Annotated in this window: 16 protein-coding genes; 4 read left to right on the forward strand and 12 right to left on the reverse strand. The window is 41.1% G+C overall.

The window, feature by feature from the left end:
* Window positions 1–2: 2 nt before the first annotated feature.
* The 3 genes from O9316_RS03430 to rsfS form a co-directional block, all read right to left on the reverse strand.
* Window positions 3–602: an LUD domain-containing protein gene (locus O9316_RS03430; RefSeq protein ID WP_298203626.1), complete on the reverse strand. Its 600-nt coding sequence runs from the start codon at window positions 600–602 to the stop codon at window positions 3–5.
* Between the two features lie 106 nt (window positions 603–708).
* Complete coding sequence (gene ftsH, locus O9316_RS03435) at window positions 709–2,637, reverse strand: ATP-dependent zinc metalloprotease FtsH (protein WP_298203627.1); 1,929 nt, start codon at window positions 2,635–2,637, stop codon at window positions 709–711.
* Window positions 2,638–2,659: 22 nt separating this feature from the next.
* Window positions 2,660–3,031, reverse strand: coding sequence for a ribosome silencing factor (gene rsfS / locus O9316_RS03440; RefSeq protein ID WP_073364589.1), 372 nt, complete (start codon window positions 3,029–3,031; stop codon window positions 2,660–2,662).
* A 95-nt stretch (window positions 3,032–3,126) separates the two neighbouring features.
* Between rsfS and O9316_RS03445 the strand changes: the two genes are divergently transcribed.
* Window positions 3,127–3,858, forward strand: coding sequence for a biotin--[acetyl-CoA-carboxylase] ligase (locus tag O9316_RS03445; protein ID WP_298203628.1), 732 nt, complete (start codon window positions 3,127–3,129; stop codon window positions 3,856–3,858).
* A gap of 31 nt (window positions 3,859–3,889) precedes the next feature.
* Here O9316_RS03445 and O9316_RS03450 read toward each other — a convergent pair whose 3' ends face one another.
* Both O9316_RS03450 and pyrE read right to left on the reverse strand, forming a co-directional pair.
* Window positions 3,890–4,282 carry an SRPBCC family protein gene (locus O9316_RS03450; protein ID WP_298203629.1) on the reverse strand — a complete coding sequence of 131 codons (393 nt, stop codon included), beginning with the start codon at window positions 4,280–4,282 and terminating at the stop codon, window positions 3,890–3,892.
* Window positions 4,283–4,287: 5 nt separating this feature from the next.
* A complete protein-coding gene (gene pyrE, locus O9316_RS03455; protein WP_298203630.1) occupies window positions 4,288–4,938 on the reverse strand; it encodes an orotate phosphoribosyltransferase in 651 nt (216 codons plus the stop codon).
* 7 nt (window positions 4,939–4,945) lie between these two features.
* Between pyrE and O9316_RS03460 the strand changes: the two genes are divergently transcribed.
* Window positions 4,946–5,548, forward strand: coding sequence for an NUDIX domain-containing protein (locus tag O9316_RS03460; RefSeq protein ID WP_298203631.1), 603 nt, complete (start codon window positions 4,946–4,948; stop codon window positions 5,546–5,548).
* Window positions 5,549–5,554: 6 nt separating this feature from the next.
* Here the strand turns inward: O9316_RS03460 and coaD are convergent, their stop codons facing one another.
* Genes coaD through O9316_RS03475 form a run of 3 tightly spaced genes read right to left on the reverse strand, consistent with a single transcriptional unit; the run spans window position 5,555 to window position 7,657 of the window.
* Window positions 5,555–6,013, reverse strand: coding sequence for a pantetheine-phosphate adenylyltransferase (gene coaD / locus O9316_RS03465; protein WP_298203632.1), 459 nt, complete (start codon window positions 6,011–6,013; stop codon window positions 5,555–5,557).
* Window positions 6,014–6,047: 34 nt separating this feature from the next.
* Window positions 6,048–6,671 (reverse strand): hypothetical protein, encoded by a 624-nt coding sequence (locus O9316_RS03470; RefSeq protein WP_298203633.1) that lies wholly within the window; start codon window positions 6,669–6,671, stop codon window positions 6,048–6,050.
* Window positions 6,668–7,657, reverse strand: a complete 990-nt coding sequence (locus O9316_RS03475; RefSeq protein WP_298203634.1) for a D-alanine--D-alanine ligase — start codon at window positions 7,655–7,657, stop codon at window positions 6,668–6,670. Before O9316_RS03475 ends, O9316_RS03470 begins: the two co-directional genes overlap by 4 nt.
* Before the next feature lie 81 nt (window positions 7,658–7,738).
* Here O9316_RS03475 and O9316_RS03480 point away from each other — a divergent pair, with 81 nt between their 5' ends.
* On the forward strand, window positions 7,739–8,362 hold the full coding sequence (locus tag O9316_RS03480) for a PASTA domain-containing protein (RefSeq protein ID WP_298203635.1): 624 nt from the start codon (window positions 7,739–7,741) through the stop codon (window positions 8,360–8,362).
* A complete protein-coding gene (locus O9316_RS03485; RefSeq protein ID WP_298203636.1) occupies window positions 8,352–9,392 on the forward strand; it encodes an RluA family pseudouridine synthase in 1,041 nt (346 codons plus the stop codon). The genes O9316_RS03480 and O9316_RS03485 overlap by 11 nt, the downstream gene beginning before the upstream one ends.
* A 29-nt stretch (window positions 9,393–9,421) precedes the next feature.
* Here O9316_RS03485 and O9316_RS03490 read toward each other — a convergent pair whose 3' ends face one another.
* From O9316_RS03490 to O9316_RS03505, 4 genes are all read right to left on the reverse strand, one after another.
* The gene (locus O9316_RS03490; RefSeq protein ID WP_298203637.1) at window positions 9,422–10,507 is read right to left on the reverse strand and encodes an endonuclease; all 1,086 of its coding nucleotides are present in this window, start codon (window positions 10,505–10,507) and stop codon (window positions 9,422–9,424) included.
* Window positions 10,508–10,512: 5 nt separating this feature from the next.
* Window positions 10,513–11,724, reverse strand: a complete 1,212-nt coding sequence (locus O9316_RS03495) for a methyltransferase domain-containing protein (protein ID WP_298203638.1) — start codon at window positions 11,722–11,724, stop codon at window positions 10,513–10,515.
* A 104-nt stretch (window positions 11,725–11,828) separates the two neighbouring features.
* Window positions 11,829–13,823 (reverse strand): KUP/HAK/KT family potassium transporter, encoded by a 1,995-nt coding sequence (locus tag O9316_RS03500; RefSeq protein WP_298203639.1) that lies wholly within the window; start codon window positions 13,821–13,823, stop codon window positions 11,829–11,831.
* 126 nt (window positions 13,824–13,949) lie between these two features.
* Window positions 13,950–15,335: a hypothetical protein gene (locus O9316_RS03505; protein ID WP_298203640.1), complete on the reverse strand. Its 1,386-nt coding sequence runs from the start codon at window positions 15,333–15,335 to the stop codon at window positions 13,950–13,952.
* Between the last annotated feature and the right edge of the window lie 2 nt (window positions 15,336–15,337).

The following is a 15,337-nucleotide window of genomic DNA, read 5'->3' on the forward strand; positions in this document are numbered from 1 at the left end:
GATTACAAATCTTCTAAAAGCAGCAAATAGAGGTTTTTGTGGCAACTCCCGTAGGTTAGAAAGTCCTCTTCTTGTGCTTTTTCAAAGTATTTAATGGTCGTAATATTGGTTGGGTATTCTTTGTCGTATTTCTTTTTAATCACCCGCAGACCGTCACTTTTCGATTCCAAAATTTGACTAGTGGTCGCAAGGATGACAATGTTATCTGGAAGTTCGTTGGGCTTCTTTTGCTTAATTTGGTTGGAAGAAAACAACACAGAGCCTTCGTCGGCGATTAAATTTTCGCAACTGGCAAAAAAGAAGGCAGGCTGACTCACCGATTGATGGGGAAGACGGTTTTCTTCCAAAAGACTAAAAAGTTTGGGTTCAAAACACAATACTTCTTTTTCAAACCAATCGTTTTCTTCTAATATATTTTCAAATTGTTCTTTAACTTCAGCTAAGTTTTCACAATAGATGAATTTCCCTCCATTTTTCTTAAAATTAAAGGTAAATTGCTCATCTACAGGTAAATTGGAAGGTTTGGGCGAGTTGTATTCGCTTTGGCTTTCCGCTTCGGAACCTTCTTGACCGGAACCAAATATTTTTCTGAAAAGACTCATATATTGGGTATACTTCTTTAAAAAGTTGGACAATTCCAAAGATAAAAAAATCTTAATTCAAAACCGTGCATGAATTAAGATTTTTTAAAATTTTGTTAAAAAGAGATTATAATGGATTTTCCTCGGTTAAAGTGTGTATTTCACCAAAAGGACGTTTGCCAAAAATGGCCTCCAAATCATCTTTAAAAATGACTTCTTTTTCAATTAAAATATCGGCTAATTGAAGTAATTTCTCTTTGTTTTCCTTGAGTAATTGAATGGCCCGTTGGTATTGTCCTTCTACCAAAGCAGAGATTTCTTTATCAATCAAAACTGCGGTTTCCTCAGAATAGGGTTTACTAAAGTTGTACTCTGATTGCCCACTAGAATCGTAGTAAGTGATATTTCCAATTTTGTCATTTAATCCATAAATGGTGACCATAGCCCGTGCTTGACGCGTCACTTTTTCAAGGTCGGATAGTGCTCCTGTAGAAATCGTATCAAAAACAACTTCCTCGGCAGCACGACCTCCCATGGTGGCACACATTTCATCCAACATTTGGTTGGGTCGCACGATCAAGCGCTCTTCAGGTAGGTACCAAGCCGCGCCCAAACTCTGTCCGCGAGGAACAATAGTTACTTTGATGAGTGGCGCCGCGTGTTCGAGCATCCAACTCACGGTCGCATGACCCGCTTCGTGTACGGCTATTGCGCGTTTTTCCTCGGGGGTTACGATTTTATTCTTCTTTTCTAAACCGCCGACAATTCGGTCAACAGCATCCAAAAAGTCTTGGCGTTCTACTTGGGTCTTATTTTTACGAGCGGCAATCAACGCTGCCTCATTACAAACATTGGCAATGTCAGCTCCTGAAAATCCAGGGGTTTGTTTGGCTAGGAATTCTGTATCCAAATCGTCCGCCTTCTTTAGTGGGGCTAAGTGTACTTCGAAAATTTCCTTACGTTCGCGAATATCGGGTAAATCAACATAAATCTGTCGATCAAAACGACCTGCTCGCATTAAGGCTTTATCCAAAATATCGGCACGGTTGGTCGCTGCCAATACAATAACATGCGTATTGGTTCCGAAACCGTCCATTTCGGTAAGCAACTGGTTGAGTGTATTTTCGCGTTCGTCATTGGATCCTGAAAAATTATTTTTCCCACGAGCACGTCCCACTGCATCAATTTCGTCAATAAAAATAATAGCGGGTGATTTGTCTTTCGCCTGTTTGAACAAGTCTCGAACACGGGAAGCTCCAACCCCCACAAACATCTCTACAAAGTCAGAACCTGAAAGTGAGAAGAAGGGGACTTTTGCCTCTCCCGCCACCGCTTTGGCCAACAAGGTTTTTCCTGTTCCTGGAGGACCAACAAGTAAAGCGCCTTTAGGAATCTTACCGCCGAGGGTAGTGTACTTTTCGGGATTTTTTAAAAATTCCACAATTTCTTGGACTTCTTCTTTAGCGCCTTCCAATCCAGCAACGTCCTTGAAAGTGACTTTAACATCATTTTTTTCGTCAAACAAACGCGCTTTTGATTTTCCGATGTTGAAAATTTGTCCGCCGCCCCCTCCAGCGCCTCCCGATGCCATTCGGCGCATGAAATACAACCATACACCAATAAGGATGATGAGGGGTAAGAAGTTAATGAAGTATTCTGACCAATCACTTTTTTGTTGAAAGTCATACGAAACTAACTGTTTCTTCTTAACGGCTTCTGCCAGTTCTTTTTGAAACAGTTCGTCATTTCCGATATCAAACGTGTAGTGGGGACCTTTATTCACCGTTCCAAATACGTCTTTGGCTACTTTTTGGTGCTTTTTTTCCTTAAGCGCTTTTTCAGTCAGGTAAGCCTCAGCTTTTGTTTTGTTGTAGACAATTACTTTTTGCACCTCACCGCGTTTTAACATGTCGTCAAACTGAGAGACGCTTATTTTAGAATAATCCTGAATGGTGGAACCTCCAATCATGTTCAATACAATAAGCATGAATAAGATGGCGCCCGTAATCCACCAGGGGCTAAATTTTATACCGTTAGGTTTTTTATCTTCAGACATAATTTACTTGGGTTCCTTGTTTTTAGTATTGCGTTTCAATTCGGGTCATTTTGGCATCTCCCCACAATCCTTCAATATTATAATATTCACGGGGCTCTTTTTGGAAAACGTGGACCACGATAGAAACATAATCCATCAATACCCATTCTCCATTTTCGGTTCCTTCTACATGCCAAGGTTTTTCTTTAAATTCTTTAGAAACAACTTTTTGAATTGAATTTACAATTGCATTCACTTGTGTATTGGAAGAGCCTGTGCACAAAACAAAATAATCACAAACTGCGGTGTCAATTTCTCTTAAATCTAAAAGGTCAATCTCGTTTCCTTTAACTTCTTCGATTCCTTTTATAATGCCCGCCAATAGGACATCGGTACTCACTTCTTTTTTTATCATTTAAAACTGCTTCTTATTTTGCAAAGGTATTATTTTTTGTCATTATTTTTGAGGCTTAACAGAAGTTTAAATCCGAAAATTTACCCTCTTGCCCTATGCAGTTAATCAAACTCGATGCCATAGATTCGACCAATGATTTTTTAAAAGCATTGGCACGTACCCAACGACTTGAAAATTACACTACTGTACTTGCACAAAGTCAAACCAACGGGAAGGGACAACGGGGCGCTCGTTGGCTGTCAGAGCCGGGTAGTAATCTGATAATGAGTGTATTGATACAGTGTTATGAAGTGCCTACTACTGCTGTTTTTCATCTCAATGTGGCTGTGGCTGTCAGTCTTTTCAATGTATTACAACGCTATCCTATTCCTAATCTAAGCATTAAATGGCCCAACGACATTTTGTCAGGCAATCAAAAGTTAGGCGGTATTTTAATTGAGAATTTAATTAAATCCGACCAATCATGGGAGGCTGTGGTAGGTATCGGACTCAATGTGCATCAGAACGACTTTAAGGATTTGCCCAAAGCGACTTCGCTTATTAACGTTTCACAACTGTCCTTTGATATTGAAACACTTGCTCAGGAAATTGTTGCCGAATGTCGGGTGAACTATGCCTATATTGCCCAACAAGAGGTGGCAGTGTTGTGGGACTTATATCATACCCATTTATTTCGAAAAGGGGTGCCTTCAACCTTTGAATTGCCCGATGGACAACGGTTTATGGGAAAGATACAAGGGGTTACAACTGAAGGGCAGTTGGTTCTCGAAGATGAATGGGAGATGGTACGCCATTTTGACCTCAAAGAAATTCAGCTGTTGTATTAAAAAAAACCGACAGAAGAGTCGGTTTTTCATTTTATAATTTCCCCATGTTAGCGGAGAGTGTTTCTAGGAACTTGGTGATGGGTCCTTTAACCATCATGGCCATCATTGCATTGAATTCGCCTTCAAATTGCAACTGAACTGTAGCAGTTTCAGCCCCGGTAGATTCGATATTGGCAATTAAAGTAAAGGGTACTTTATCACTTGCAGCGCCTAATTTGATGTAACTGTGAGGTGTTTGTTCTTTTAATCGCAATTTGATTTCAGGCATACCACTCAAGCCAAACAAAAAGGTATTTTCATCGGTTACTTCAAATTTAGCGATATTTTCAGGCATCAATTTTTCAAAGTTTTTGACATCTGTCAGGGCGTTGAAAAGGTATTCGGCCGATTTTGGAACGGTTACTTTGGGACTTTCTAATTGCATATTTCTTATTTTACGGCCACATTCCAAGTATCGGGATGCATGCGCCAATCGTGTAAAGTAATTAATTCGTTTTCTGTTATGTATTGTTTGGTCACGGCCAACGGAAGCAAATGCTCGTAATCGCTGAGCATATTTAAATTAACCTTCGCTTTTTCAAAGTTGGCTTGCGCCACTGGAAAACCGTACGAAAAAATAGCTGCCATGCCTTTTACATTGGCTCCAGCCTCTCGAAGTGCCTCCACGGCAAGTAAGCTACTGTTTCCTGTGCTGATCAAATCCTCGACGACTACCACATTTTGTCCTTTTTGTAAAAAACCTTCTACTTGGTTTTGGCGGCCGTGCTTTTTGGGCTCGGGGCGCACATACACAAAAGGCAGTCCCATTTCTTCGGCGACCAAAATTCCGATACCAATCGCACCCGTTGCGACGCCCGCAATCACATCGGGTTTCCCATAGGTTGCTTCAATGTGTTTGACAAATTCATCGCGGATATAATTGCGAATCGCTGGAAATGACAAGGTTAGACGGTTGTCACAGTAAATAGGAGAATGCCATCCGGAAGCCCATAAAAAAGGATTTGATGGATTTAATTTAATTGCGTTTATTTGTAGGAGCAATTCGGCGGTTTTCTCGGCTGTTGCGTTACTAAAAATCATAGTACAAATGTATAAAGTTTTTGTGAACGATAAACCACTTTTTTTGACAAACGAAGTGGCGAAAGAAACCGATTTTCAATTGTTTTTATTGGAAAGTATTGACATCGAACAGCTTATTGTAAAGATGTTCAACAATAAGATTAAGAAGGCTTATTTGTACTATCCCGATGAAAAGGAAATCTTGAAAAAAGTCAAAGCCAAAATCCCTGTCAAGAAAGCTGGTGGAGGACTCGTTTACAATCAAAATGGCGACGTATTGTTTATTTTTCGCAACGGAAAATGGGATTTGCCCAAAGGAGGCGTTGAACGTGATGAAGCAATTGATGAAACGGCATTACGTGAAGTCGAGGAGGAAACGGGGGTTTATCCACTAAAAATTACACGAAAACTTCAAAAAACCTATCATATTTTTAAAAGAGGAGGGAAATACCGTTTAAAAATCACCCATTGGTTTGAAATGAAAACCCATTTTGAAGGGGTTCCCGTTCCTCAAGCCAATGAAGGAATTGAAAAGGTTGCTTGGCTTAACCCCGAGCAAGTACAAGAAGCTTTGCAAAATTCCTATGAAAACATCAAATTGCTTTTCGAGGAAATAAAAATGCCTCAATAAACAAGATTAGCGTTTTACGCGAACAGCCTCGGGGACAAGTACGGTATAATCGCCACCATTTCGTAATACATCCCGAACAATACTCGACGAAATATAGGATGTTTTGGAAGCCGTCAATAAGAAAACAGTTTCAATTTTGGATAGCTTTCGGTTGGTGTGGGCAATGGCTTTTTCAAACTCAAAATCAGCAGGATTTCGTAATCCTCGTAATATAAAATCGGCCTTTTCTTTAATGCACAAGTCGATGGTCAAGCCTTCATAAGTAATGACGCGCACTTTGGGTTCGTGTTGAAAGGTTTCTTCGATAAAACGTTTGCGTTCTTCCAAGCTAAACATGTATTTTTTTTCGGCATTGACGCCAATAGCCACAATCACTTCATCAAATAACGATACCCCGCGCCGTATGATATCGTAATGCCCTAAAGTGATTGGGTCGAAGGAACCCGGAAAAATAGCTCGTTTCATAACCTTTGTGTAAAAGTTTTGTAAAGTTAGCGAATTAGAATGAATTCAACTTTGATTTTTCAATGCCCTCAATGAAACCCTTAGTCTCCATTGTGTTCAAGTCGCTCAGAGTCAATGTTTCCTTCTGTTTACGGTAATTGGCAGGTTCATTCAAATCGTCTAAATCAAAAAAAGTATTTTGGATATAGTCATTGTGCACTACTTTAAATACGGGGCCATTGCGTTCCAAAATTTTAAATGAAGAATAATAGCCGTTTTTCGTTTCATAGAAAACCACATCTCCTTTTTGAAGTTGCTCAAGGGGATAATCAGTATGCGATTTCACATACCAATATTTTATCAATATACTTAAGGACAATAGTATTGCTAGTGAACCTGTAAACGTCCAAATAGGGAAGCGGCGTTTTTTTTGGGCAATAGCATCAACAAAAGCTTTACAATCTTGGGACAAATCTTCATACGCAATAGGGGTATTGCATGCTGTACAATGTATACTGCCGTGTCTTTTGACAGGAAATAATGGAATTAGCGTTAGATGCGTATAGTCGCAGTACAACTGAAGTTCAAGGTTTGTATTGTTTACATCACAACAGGGACATTTTCCTTGAAAGGTACTTTGATACCGAAGGTAAGTCGATGTTCCGACAATAACCATCATAACTTCTCCCAAATCGGTTTTCGTTCCAAGGCCAACTGAATTTCATTGTCCAATAAATCGCTGAAAGCTAGTTGTGCAAATGCCGCTTGTTGCGGGAAAATGCTTTGTGGAGAAAGTCCAGGGTTGGTATTGATTTCAATAAAATGCGGAATCCCTTCCATAATGATAAAATCAGTTCGTGAAAAACCAGTCATCCCTAAGGCTTCATAAACTTTTTTGGCTGTTTCTCGCACCCGTTGCTCGGTTGTGGAATCCAAGCGTGCGGGGGTGATTTCCTCCGACTTTCCTTGGTATTTTGCTTCATAATCGAAAAAAGCATTTTGAGAAACGATTTCTGTAATGCCAAGCACAGTCACTTCACCTTTATAACGCATGACACCTACAGACACTTCAGTACCTTTTAAATAGGATTCAATTAATATTTCGGGATCTTCCGCGAAAGCAAATCCTAAGGCCTTATCCAAATCGCTCAACGATTGCACCATCGACACTCCCAAGGAACTACCCGATTGGTTGGGTTTGACAAAAAAAGGAAGTCCTAATTCTTGAACCAATGCGGCTCCATCAATCCCATCGCCTTGTCGGATGTAGACTGACTTTGCTTTGGGAATTCCAAATTTTGAGAGTACAGAAAGGGTGTCTCTTTTGTTGAATGTTAATGCCGATTGATAAAAGTTGCAACCTGTATACGGCATATTGACCAGCTCCCAATAGGCTTGCAAATGCCCATCTTCACCGGGGGTTCCGTGAACTGTATTTACGGCTACCTGAAATTGTATTTTTTGCCCCTCATAGACAAATGAAAAATCACTTTTGTCGATTGGGTAAGCGATGCCTTCGACCAAAACATGCCATCCTTCGGGGAGGATATGGACTTCAAAAGGCTTGTATTTGTTGCGATCCAATTGTGCTAAAATCAATTGACCACTTCGAAGCGATATTACCGATTCATCAGAATATCCGCCCATGACTACTGCAACGTTCATTCGGTTTATTTTAATTTCTATTCCCACAAAAATAGCATAAAAGTGCCACTAAAAATTATATCTTTGTCGAAATTGTTACCTATGAGTTTGCGAAAGTATCTAACGAGTAAAGTGTTTTTTGCCCAAATGGGAGCAGCCTTGTTGGTTGTTGGGGTATTGGCTTTTTTCTTTTTTCATTGGATCACCTTTGTGACAAATCACGGACAAGAAATTACAGTTCCTAATTTAAGTAAATTAACGCCCGAAGAAGCCGAGGCTAAGCTCGATGAGCTCGATCTTGATTATGAAATTATCGATACCGTTGATTATATTGCTGATTTCCCCAAGCTGACTATTGTGCAACAAGAGCCCACTGCGGGAAGTAAAGTAAAAGGCGGTAGAACCATATACATCAAATTGAATGCCTCAACCTACACGATGGTTGCCGTGCCCGACTTGATTGAAAAAACCTATCGTCAAGCTGTTCCTACTTTAAAAGCTATTGGTCTGCAAGAAGGTGCGATTACCTATAAACCCTACATTGGGAAAGATATGGTTCTTGAAATGTGGATGGATGGTAAAAAAATTAAGGCAGGAACTAAGGTGCTTAAATCCTCCAAAATTGATTTGGTTTTGGGTGATGGGAAGTTGGTGTATCAAGAAACTGAAAACGATTCCATCCCCGAAATAGAAACTCCTATAGATACATTGACCAATGGACTTTAAAGAGGAATGGAGTGAACCCGAGGAGGCACTTTTTGAGCATTTTCGCTTTGAAGTCCCCAAAGGACAAGGGTTGATGCGAATCGACAAGTATTTGCAATTACAAATTCCCAATATTTCACGCAATAAATTACAGAATGCGGCTGATAGCGGTCAGGTTCTTGTCAATGAAACCGCTGTAAAATCCAATTACAAAGTCAAACCCGACGATATCATCCGTATTGTTTTAGCGCATCCGCCTTTTGAGCATAAAATAATTCCCGAGGATATCCCTCTTGATATCGTATATGAAGACGACGCTTTGGTGGTGATCAATAAACCGCCGGGCTTGGTGGTTCACCCAGGGCATGGAAACTACACAGGAACCTTAGTCAATGCCTTAGCCTATCATTACGGTAACCGATTGCCGCTGAATAGTTCAGAGCGACCCGGTTTGGTGCATCGTATTGATAAAGATACGTCAGGTTTATTGGTTGTCGCCAAAACGGAACAGGCGATGACGCATTTGGCCAAACAGTTTGAAGAAAAAACGTCTGAACGGGAATATGTTGCCTTGGTGTGGGGAAATGTCGTTGATGATGCCGGAACAATCGAAGGAAATATTGCCCGTCATGTTCGCGATCGAATGCAAATGGCTGTTTTTGAAGATCCTGAGATAGGGAAACACGCGGTGACCCATTACCGTGTTTTGGAACGTTTTGGGTATGTAACCTTAATTTCTTGTCAGCTAGAAACAGGTCGTACCCACCAAATCCGCGTGCACATGAAACATATAGGACATACGTTGTTTAATGATGAACGGTATGGCGGAAATGCCCTTTTAAAAGGAACGACTTTTACCAAATACAAACAGTTTGTGGAAAATTGTTTCAAAGTACTTCCCCGCCAAGCATTGCATGCCAAAACCTTAGGATTTATGCATCCTGTAACGAATAAATTTATGCGATTCGATTCGGAAATCCCTCAAGATTTAGTCGAATGTATTGACAAATGGCGTACCTATTCAAAGTCGCATACGATAGACGAAGATTAAAAAAGACCCCAAATTTGGAGGCTTATTTTTTATTGAATAATTACTTTTTGCGTTATCGATTCTTTTCCTGATTCCATTTTGAAAAAATAAAAACCACTGGGGATGTCTTTTATTTCCAGTGTATTATTGGAAAATGAAGGCCGTTCCAACCGCATGATTTCTTGTCCATGGATTGTATATACCGCAATACGGTCAATAGTCGTATTTGTTTGCACATAGACCGAATGGGTAGAAGAGGGATTTGGGAAAATTCCAACATCGGTGGTGTCAAATGTGTTTTGATTTAAGAAAATAGTAGGCCAGCGGTTTTGCGCCACGGGGCCTCCCCAAATGCGTGTCGCCAAATAGGGATTGTCAATAAACGGATTTCGATTTCCTTGGGCAAAGTTGTTAAACAAATTGCTCATATAGGTGTTGCGGTTGTCTTCATATTGTGATACGGGATCCTCTGCATTCCATTGCAATAACAAATCAATCATATTCGTATCGGAGGCAACAGGATTACCCACCGCGACCATAGAGGGCAAACATTGTGCACCGTAATGCAAATACATGTACATCAAAATTCGAGCAACATCTCCTTTCCATTCATCGCCTGGATACCAACTCGTGGTGCCAATGGTGTAGGAAGCTGTCCCCGATCCGTTGGCATACAAACGATTGCCTCGACTGGCATTGCGTTGAACGTCACAAGCGCGAAGCATGTGGGCGTCGGCTCCGGGTCCCATTTGTCCCAAATCAGGATTTCCTAACGATTGTGCATAAATATGTTCCCGATTCCAATCGCCGTTATTGCCGCTGTTTGAATTTCGGTCTCTTGTTCGGTCGTTAGTAACATCACTATCTTGCCCAGCTTCCCAACCGTAAACGAGCAAAACATTATTGGTATTGGTAGGGTCTAAATCAACCGCTTTGATTGCATTCCAAACCCCAGGGGTATACGAAAGTTCTACGGTATGGGTATCAATAATTTTATTGGCCAAAGCATCTTGTAATGCACTTCCCGTGAGCGTCCAGTTAAACCCGTTGTAGTAGGGAGAGGCAGGTGCGCCGTTTTGAGCAGATGCCATACCGATGGCACAGGAGGCCAAAAGGGATAAAAAATTTGTTTTCATGTATGTTATTTTCTTTGAAGTAAGGCCATGTAGAATCCGTCAAATCCAGATTCTGAGGCCAATATTTTTTCGTCTTTAACGAATTGAAATGCTTTCCCGTTTTCGGTTTGTAAAAAGCGTTGTACTTGTTCTTGATTTTCGGAGGGTAACACCGAACAAGTGGCGTAGACCAATTTCCCTCCTGGCTTTACCATTTTGGAATAGGTTTCCAAAACTTCGGCTTGAACGGCCCGAATATTATCGATAAACTCCGGTTGAAGTTTCCATTTGGCATCAGGATTTCGTTTTAATACACCCAAACCGCTGCATGGTGCATCGATAAGCACGCGGTCGGCTTTTTCATAAAGTTTTTTGATGACTTTGGTCGAATCAATAACGCGGTAATCGATATTGTGAGCCCCATTTCTTCGGGCGCGTAATTTTAATTCTTTTAATTTACTTTCATACAAATCCATGGCAATGATTTGCCCTTTGTTTTGCATCAAAGCCGCAAGATGTAAGGTTTTGCCTCCCGCACCCGCACAAGCATCAATGACTTTCATCCCGGGTTCCACTTCTAAAAAAGCAGCCACTTTTTGAGACGAACCATCTTGTACTTCAAACCATCCGTCTTTAAAAACATCGGTCATAAAAACGTTGGCGCGTTCGGGAAGAATTAATCCTTCGGGAAGATGTGGAATAGGTTCGGTAACAATATCCAAATCCATCAATCGTGCACGTACTTGTTCCCGGGTAGCTTTCAACGTATTGACACGTAAAACAACATCCGCCATCCGATTTTGAGCCGCAATTTCTTTGGTCCAAATGGCTTCACCGAGTTCTTGAACGCCCAATTCATCCATCCAATCGGGAATTGATTCACGAAGTTTACGAACTTTGGATAATTCGTCAAAACGACCTTTTATTTTGCGTTGGGGTGTAGTTTCAAAATATTTCCAATCGGGAAGGGGATAGCCTCGAAGGACCGCCCAAACGGCAAACATGCGCCATAATTTATCGCGATCAAAAGGCGTTTTCACTTCAGCAATCTCGGCATACAATCGCTTCCAACGCACCATGTCATAAATGGTTTCAGCAACGAATTTACGGTCGTGACTTCCCCAACGTTTGTCTTTTTTTAAAGCACGGGCTACTACTTTGTCGGCGTATTCTCCCTCATTAAAAATTGCATCCAGGGCATCAATGGTCGTAAATACCAAGTTACGGTGTAATCTCATTATTCAAAATCTAAGCCTGCAAAGGTAACTTTTTTTCTATTAGGTTGAAGGTGTACAGGGATTATATGACCAAAAAAAAGCAGCTCCGAAGAACTGCTTTGGGTTTATTTTTCATTCTCACAACCGTGATGATCCAAGCGGCGCATTTCGATGCGTTCAGGGGCATGCAGCACCATTGGGAATTGCTCTACTTTCACTGAACTGGCATCCAAACCGAAGGCTTTTTCTTCTGATAGCGAGAATTTTTTCAATACAAAATACGAGTTCATTACAATATTTTCAAAGAACGTAATGTCACTGTCGTTGGATAAGAACTTTTCGGACAGCACAAATTTGAAATCTCCAATAATATTGTTTTTATTCAACGATTCATAGCGGCTGGTAACATCTACTTCGCCATTTTGTACCATGTCTTTGATTACTTCTTTAAACATTAAATTAATTTTGGTTGCCTCACGGAAACCGAGATAAAAGTCAATTCGATACAAGTCGTCTTTAATGATTTCCGATACTTTGTATTCTTTGCGATAGGGTTCATTCAACACATTCACGTGAATAAACCAATACATATCGGCGCGTTTGGGTCTTTTTTGAAGAATGGAGTACATCACTTTTTCTTCAATTTCATCGACGCGATTGGAATTGGTCATGTATACCAAATGGGTCGCATATTTGGGAATAGACAGATCCAAACTCAACTCAGCCAATACTTTTTTGTAATTGTCGATTTTGACAATCTTGGTATAACTTTTACTAATTTTCTTCGCCAAATACCAAGTCGACATAATGCTTATTAGGACAATAGCAATGAATAAGGTCACAAAACCACCGTCCATGAATTTTACAATATTGGCCGCCAAGAAGCTGAATTCAATCGCTAAATAAACAATGATCAGTGGCGCAATAAAATACCACTTTACTCTTTTTAAAATCAAATAATAATTGAGCAAAATAGTGGTCATGATCATACACAAAATGATGGCTAAACCATACGCATGTTCCATATTACTCGATTCTTTGAAGTAAAGGACGATTCCCACACATCCTAAAAACAAAAGCCAGTTGATGGAAGGAATGTACAATTGTCCTTTTTGATCCGAAGGGAATTTGATGCGCACTTTAGGCCAAAAATTAAGTCGCATCGCCTCATTGATTAAGGTAAACGATCCACTAATTAAGGCTTGAGAAGCGATTACTGCTGCCAAGGTAGCCACCACAATTCCGATGGGTTGAAACCATTTGGCCATAATTAAATAGAAAGGATTCGGATTGGAACTTCCCAATTCCATTAGGGTTAGACCTTGGTGATCGAGAAGATAAGCTCCTTGTCCGAAATAGTTCAAGATCAATGTAGTTTTGACAAACATCCAACTGACCCGAATGTTTTTACGTCCACAATGCCCCATGTCAGAATAGAGTGCCTCGGCTCCGGTTGTGCACAAGAACACAGCTCCGAGAATGAAAAACCCTTGTTCGCTAACATCACTAGTCAACATATGGTATGCATAATAGGGGTTTAAAGCCCGAAATACATCCAAATTTTGGGTCATTTGAATTACGCCCAAAACACCAAGCATGGTAAACCAAATTAGCATCATTGGGGCAAAGAATTTCCCAACTAATTTCGAACCAAATTGTTGAATGGTAAACAGTACAAATAAGATACTAATTACAATGGGAATGGTTGGGATGTCGGGATTAAAATTGCGCAAACCTTCTACCGCAGAGGATACCGATACCGGAGGCGTAATGATTCCATCCGCTAACAAGGCGCTACCGCCAATGATGGCAGGTACAATAAGCCACTGAATTTTGGTTCGTTTGACCAAGGCATACAAGGCAAAAATCCCTCCTTCACCGTGGTTATCGGCTCCAAGCGTGATGATTACATATTTCAGGGTGGTCTGTAAGGTAAGCGTCCAGAAGATACAGGAAAGTCCGCCTAAAATTAAATCTTGCGAAATAACACTGTCGCCAATGATGGCTTTCATTACATATAAAGGAGAAGTACCTATATCGCCATAAATGATCCCCAAGGTTACCAATAATCCCGCAGCGGAAAGTCTGCTGTGAAGATTTTGATGTGAATGCGAACTCATAAAAAAATATTAAAAAAGTTCACAAATGTATTACTTTTCAAAGTTCTAAAATAAAAAAGCACCGAAATAATTCGATGCTTTGGGTATGATTTATTTAACTTTCTTTTAACGACCTCTATTTTCATATCAATTTCTTGAGAGTCGCGAAGAAGTACCATTCTCTGAACGCATACTTCGTGTTGCACTCGAGCTGGAATACTCTTGACGCGAAGGGCGTGGAGTAGGTACACTATAGTCCTGTCGCACGGGACGCGGACTAACACTGCTCGAACTTGGTGTATACTCTTGACGCGAAGGACGTGGAGTAGGTGCACTATAGTCTTGACGCACGGGACGCGGACTAACACTGCTGGAACTTGGCGTATACTCTTGACGCACAGGTCGCGGACTAACGGTAGTTGTACTTGGCGTGTAGTCTTGTCTCGAGGGGCGAGGTGTAGCTGTGGTGGTGCTGTAATCCGATCGCGTGGGTCTTGGAGTTGATGTATTGGAAGCCAAAGTATAGTTTTCACGAACGGGACGGGGCGAAGCAGTTGTGTTGCTAAAATTTTGACGTACGGGACGCGGATTGGGAGTTACACTGTAATCAGCACGAGTAGGTCTTGGAGTGGTTGCAGCATTGCTGGTATAATCCTGACGAACGGGACGGGTTTCAGAAGCACTGGTCCAATTGCCCCGTACAGACCCTGTTTCGGGTCGGGTAGCAGTTTGATTATCGCGGGTACCCGCTAACGGACTTCGGGTGTCGGGATAGGCCACATTACGAACGGTACGGGTTCGATCCAATTCATAACGATTAGCAACACCTTGGTTGCGATAAGCAAATCCTCGTTGTGGATGGTGCCGTTCAATAAAGTTACCGCGTCGGCCAAAATAGTGCGAATAGCCCCAATGGCAACGACGGAAATTCACGTAATTGTATTGGAATCCAAAGTTGATGCACAATCCGATATGATGACGGTAACGAAAAATGGGAAAAGGATGCCAAGCATAATAGTAGCTTGGATAAAAACCCCAATACCATGAAGAACAATAGGGTTGGTAATAGGGTTGCCAGAAATAATTATAAATCACAGGTGTTCCCACATAAACCGGTTCGTAAATATAGTTGGTCCCGTAAAGAAAAGTATCGCCTACCACTTGCACTTGTACCCGTCGGTTGCGGCTATCTTTTTCCACTTCAACGGTGGCTACGTCTTGGTATTGATCGCGTCCCAGCACGGCTTGCACCACAATAATATGTTGATTCCCTTCAATCGATTCGACTACCCTTAGATAATCAACTTGATTGTCAAGGTTTAAATCCAAATTGGATATCGGAGTTTCAGGATTGTTTAAACGACGTTCAAAATCTTCCAAGTCACGAGCTTCTCCAAAAATAGACGCAACGGCACGAAGGTCTAAATTATCGCTTATCTCTGAATCGGTAGCACTCACCGTTGTCCGATTTTGAGCCCCACTCCATGTTAGACTCAAGCCCAACATCATGCTGTATAGTAGTTTCGTTTTCATAA

It is taken from the genome of Flavobacterium sp. (assembly GCF_027533505.1).
Classification (GTDB): Bacteria; Bacteroidota; Bacteroidia; order Flavobacteriales; family Flavobacteriaceae; genus Flavobacterium.

Coding starts and splice junctions, on each gene's coding strand:
- O9316_RS03430 (WP_298203626.1), bottom strand. CDS start 602: ATGAGTCTTTTCAGAAAAATATTTGGTTCCGGTCAAGAAGGTTCCGAA.
- ftsH (WP_298203627.1), bottom strand. CDS start 2,637: ATGTCTGAAGATAAAAAACCTAACGGTATAAAATTTAGCCCCTGGTGG.
- rsfS (WP_073364589.1), bottom strand. CDS start 3,031: ATGATAAAAAAAGAAGTGAGTACCGATGTCCTATTGGCGGGCATTATA.
- O9316_RS03445 (WP_298203628.1), top strand. CDS start 3,127: ATGCAGTTAATCAAACTCGATGCCATAGATTCGACCAATGATTTTTTA.
- O9316_RS03450 (WP_298203629.1), bottom strand. CDS start 4,282: ATGCAATTAGAAAGTCCCAAAGTAACCGTTCCAAAATCGGCCGAATAC.
- pyrE (WP_298203630.1), bottom strand. CDS start 4,938: ATGATTTTTAGTAACGCAACAGCCGAGAAAACCGCCGAATTGCTCCTA.
- O9316_RS03460 (WP_298203631.1), top strand. CDS start 4,946: ATGTATAAAGTTTTTGTGAACGATAAACCACTTTTTTTGACAAACGAA.
- coaD (WP_298203632.1), bottom strand. CDS start 6,013: ATGAAACGAGCTATTTTTCCGGGTTCCTTCGACCCAATCACTTTAGGG.
- O9316_RS03470 (WP_298203633.1), bottom strand. CDS start 6,671: ATGATGGTTATTGTCGGAACATCGACTTACCTTCGGTATCAAAGTACC.
- O9316_RS03475 (WP_298203634.1), bottom strand. CDS start 7,657: ATGAACGTTGCAGTAGTCATGGGCGGATATTCTGATGAATCGGTAATA.
- O9316_RS03480 (WP_298203635.1), top strand. CDS start 7,739: ATGAGTTTGCGAAAGTATCTAACGAGTAAAGTGTTTTTTGCCCAAATG.
- O9316_RS03485 (WP_298203636.1), top strand. CDS start 8,352: ATGGACTTTAAAGAGGAATGGAGTGAACCCGAGGAGGCACTTTTTGAG.
- O9316_RS03490 (WP_298203637.1), bottom strand. CDS start 10,507: ATGAAAACAAATTTTTTATCCCTTTTGGCCTCCTGTGCCATCGGTATG.
- O9316_RS03495 (WP_298203638.1), bottom strand. CDS start 11,724: ATGAGATTACACCGTAACTTGGTATTTACGACCATTGATGCCCTGGAT.
- O9316_RS03500 (WP_298203639.1), bottom strand. CDS start 13,823: ATGAGTTCGCATTCACATCAAAATCTTCACAGCAGACTTTCCGCTGCG.
- O9316_RS03505 (WP_298203640.1), bottom strand. CDS start 15,335: ATGAAAACGAAACTACTATACAGCATGATGTTGGGCTTGAGTCTAACA.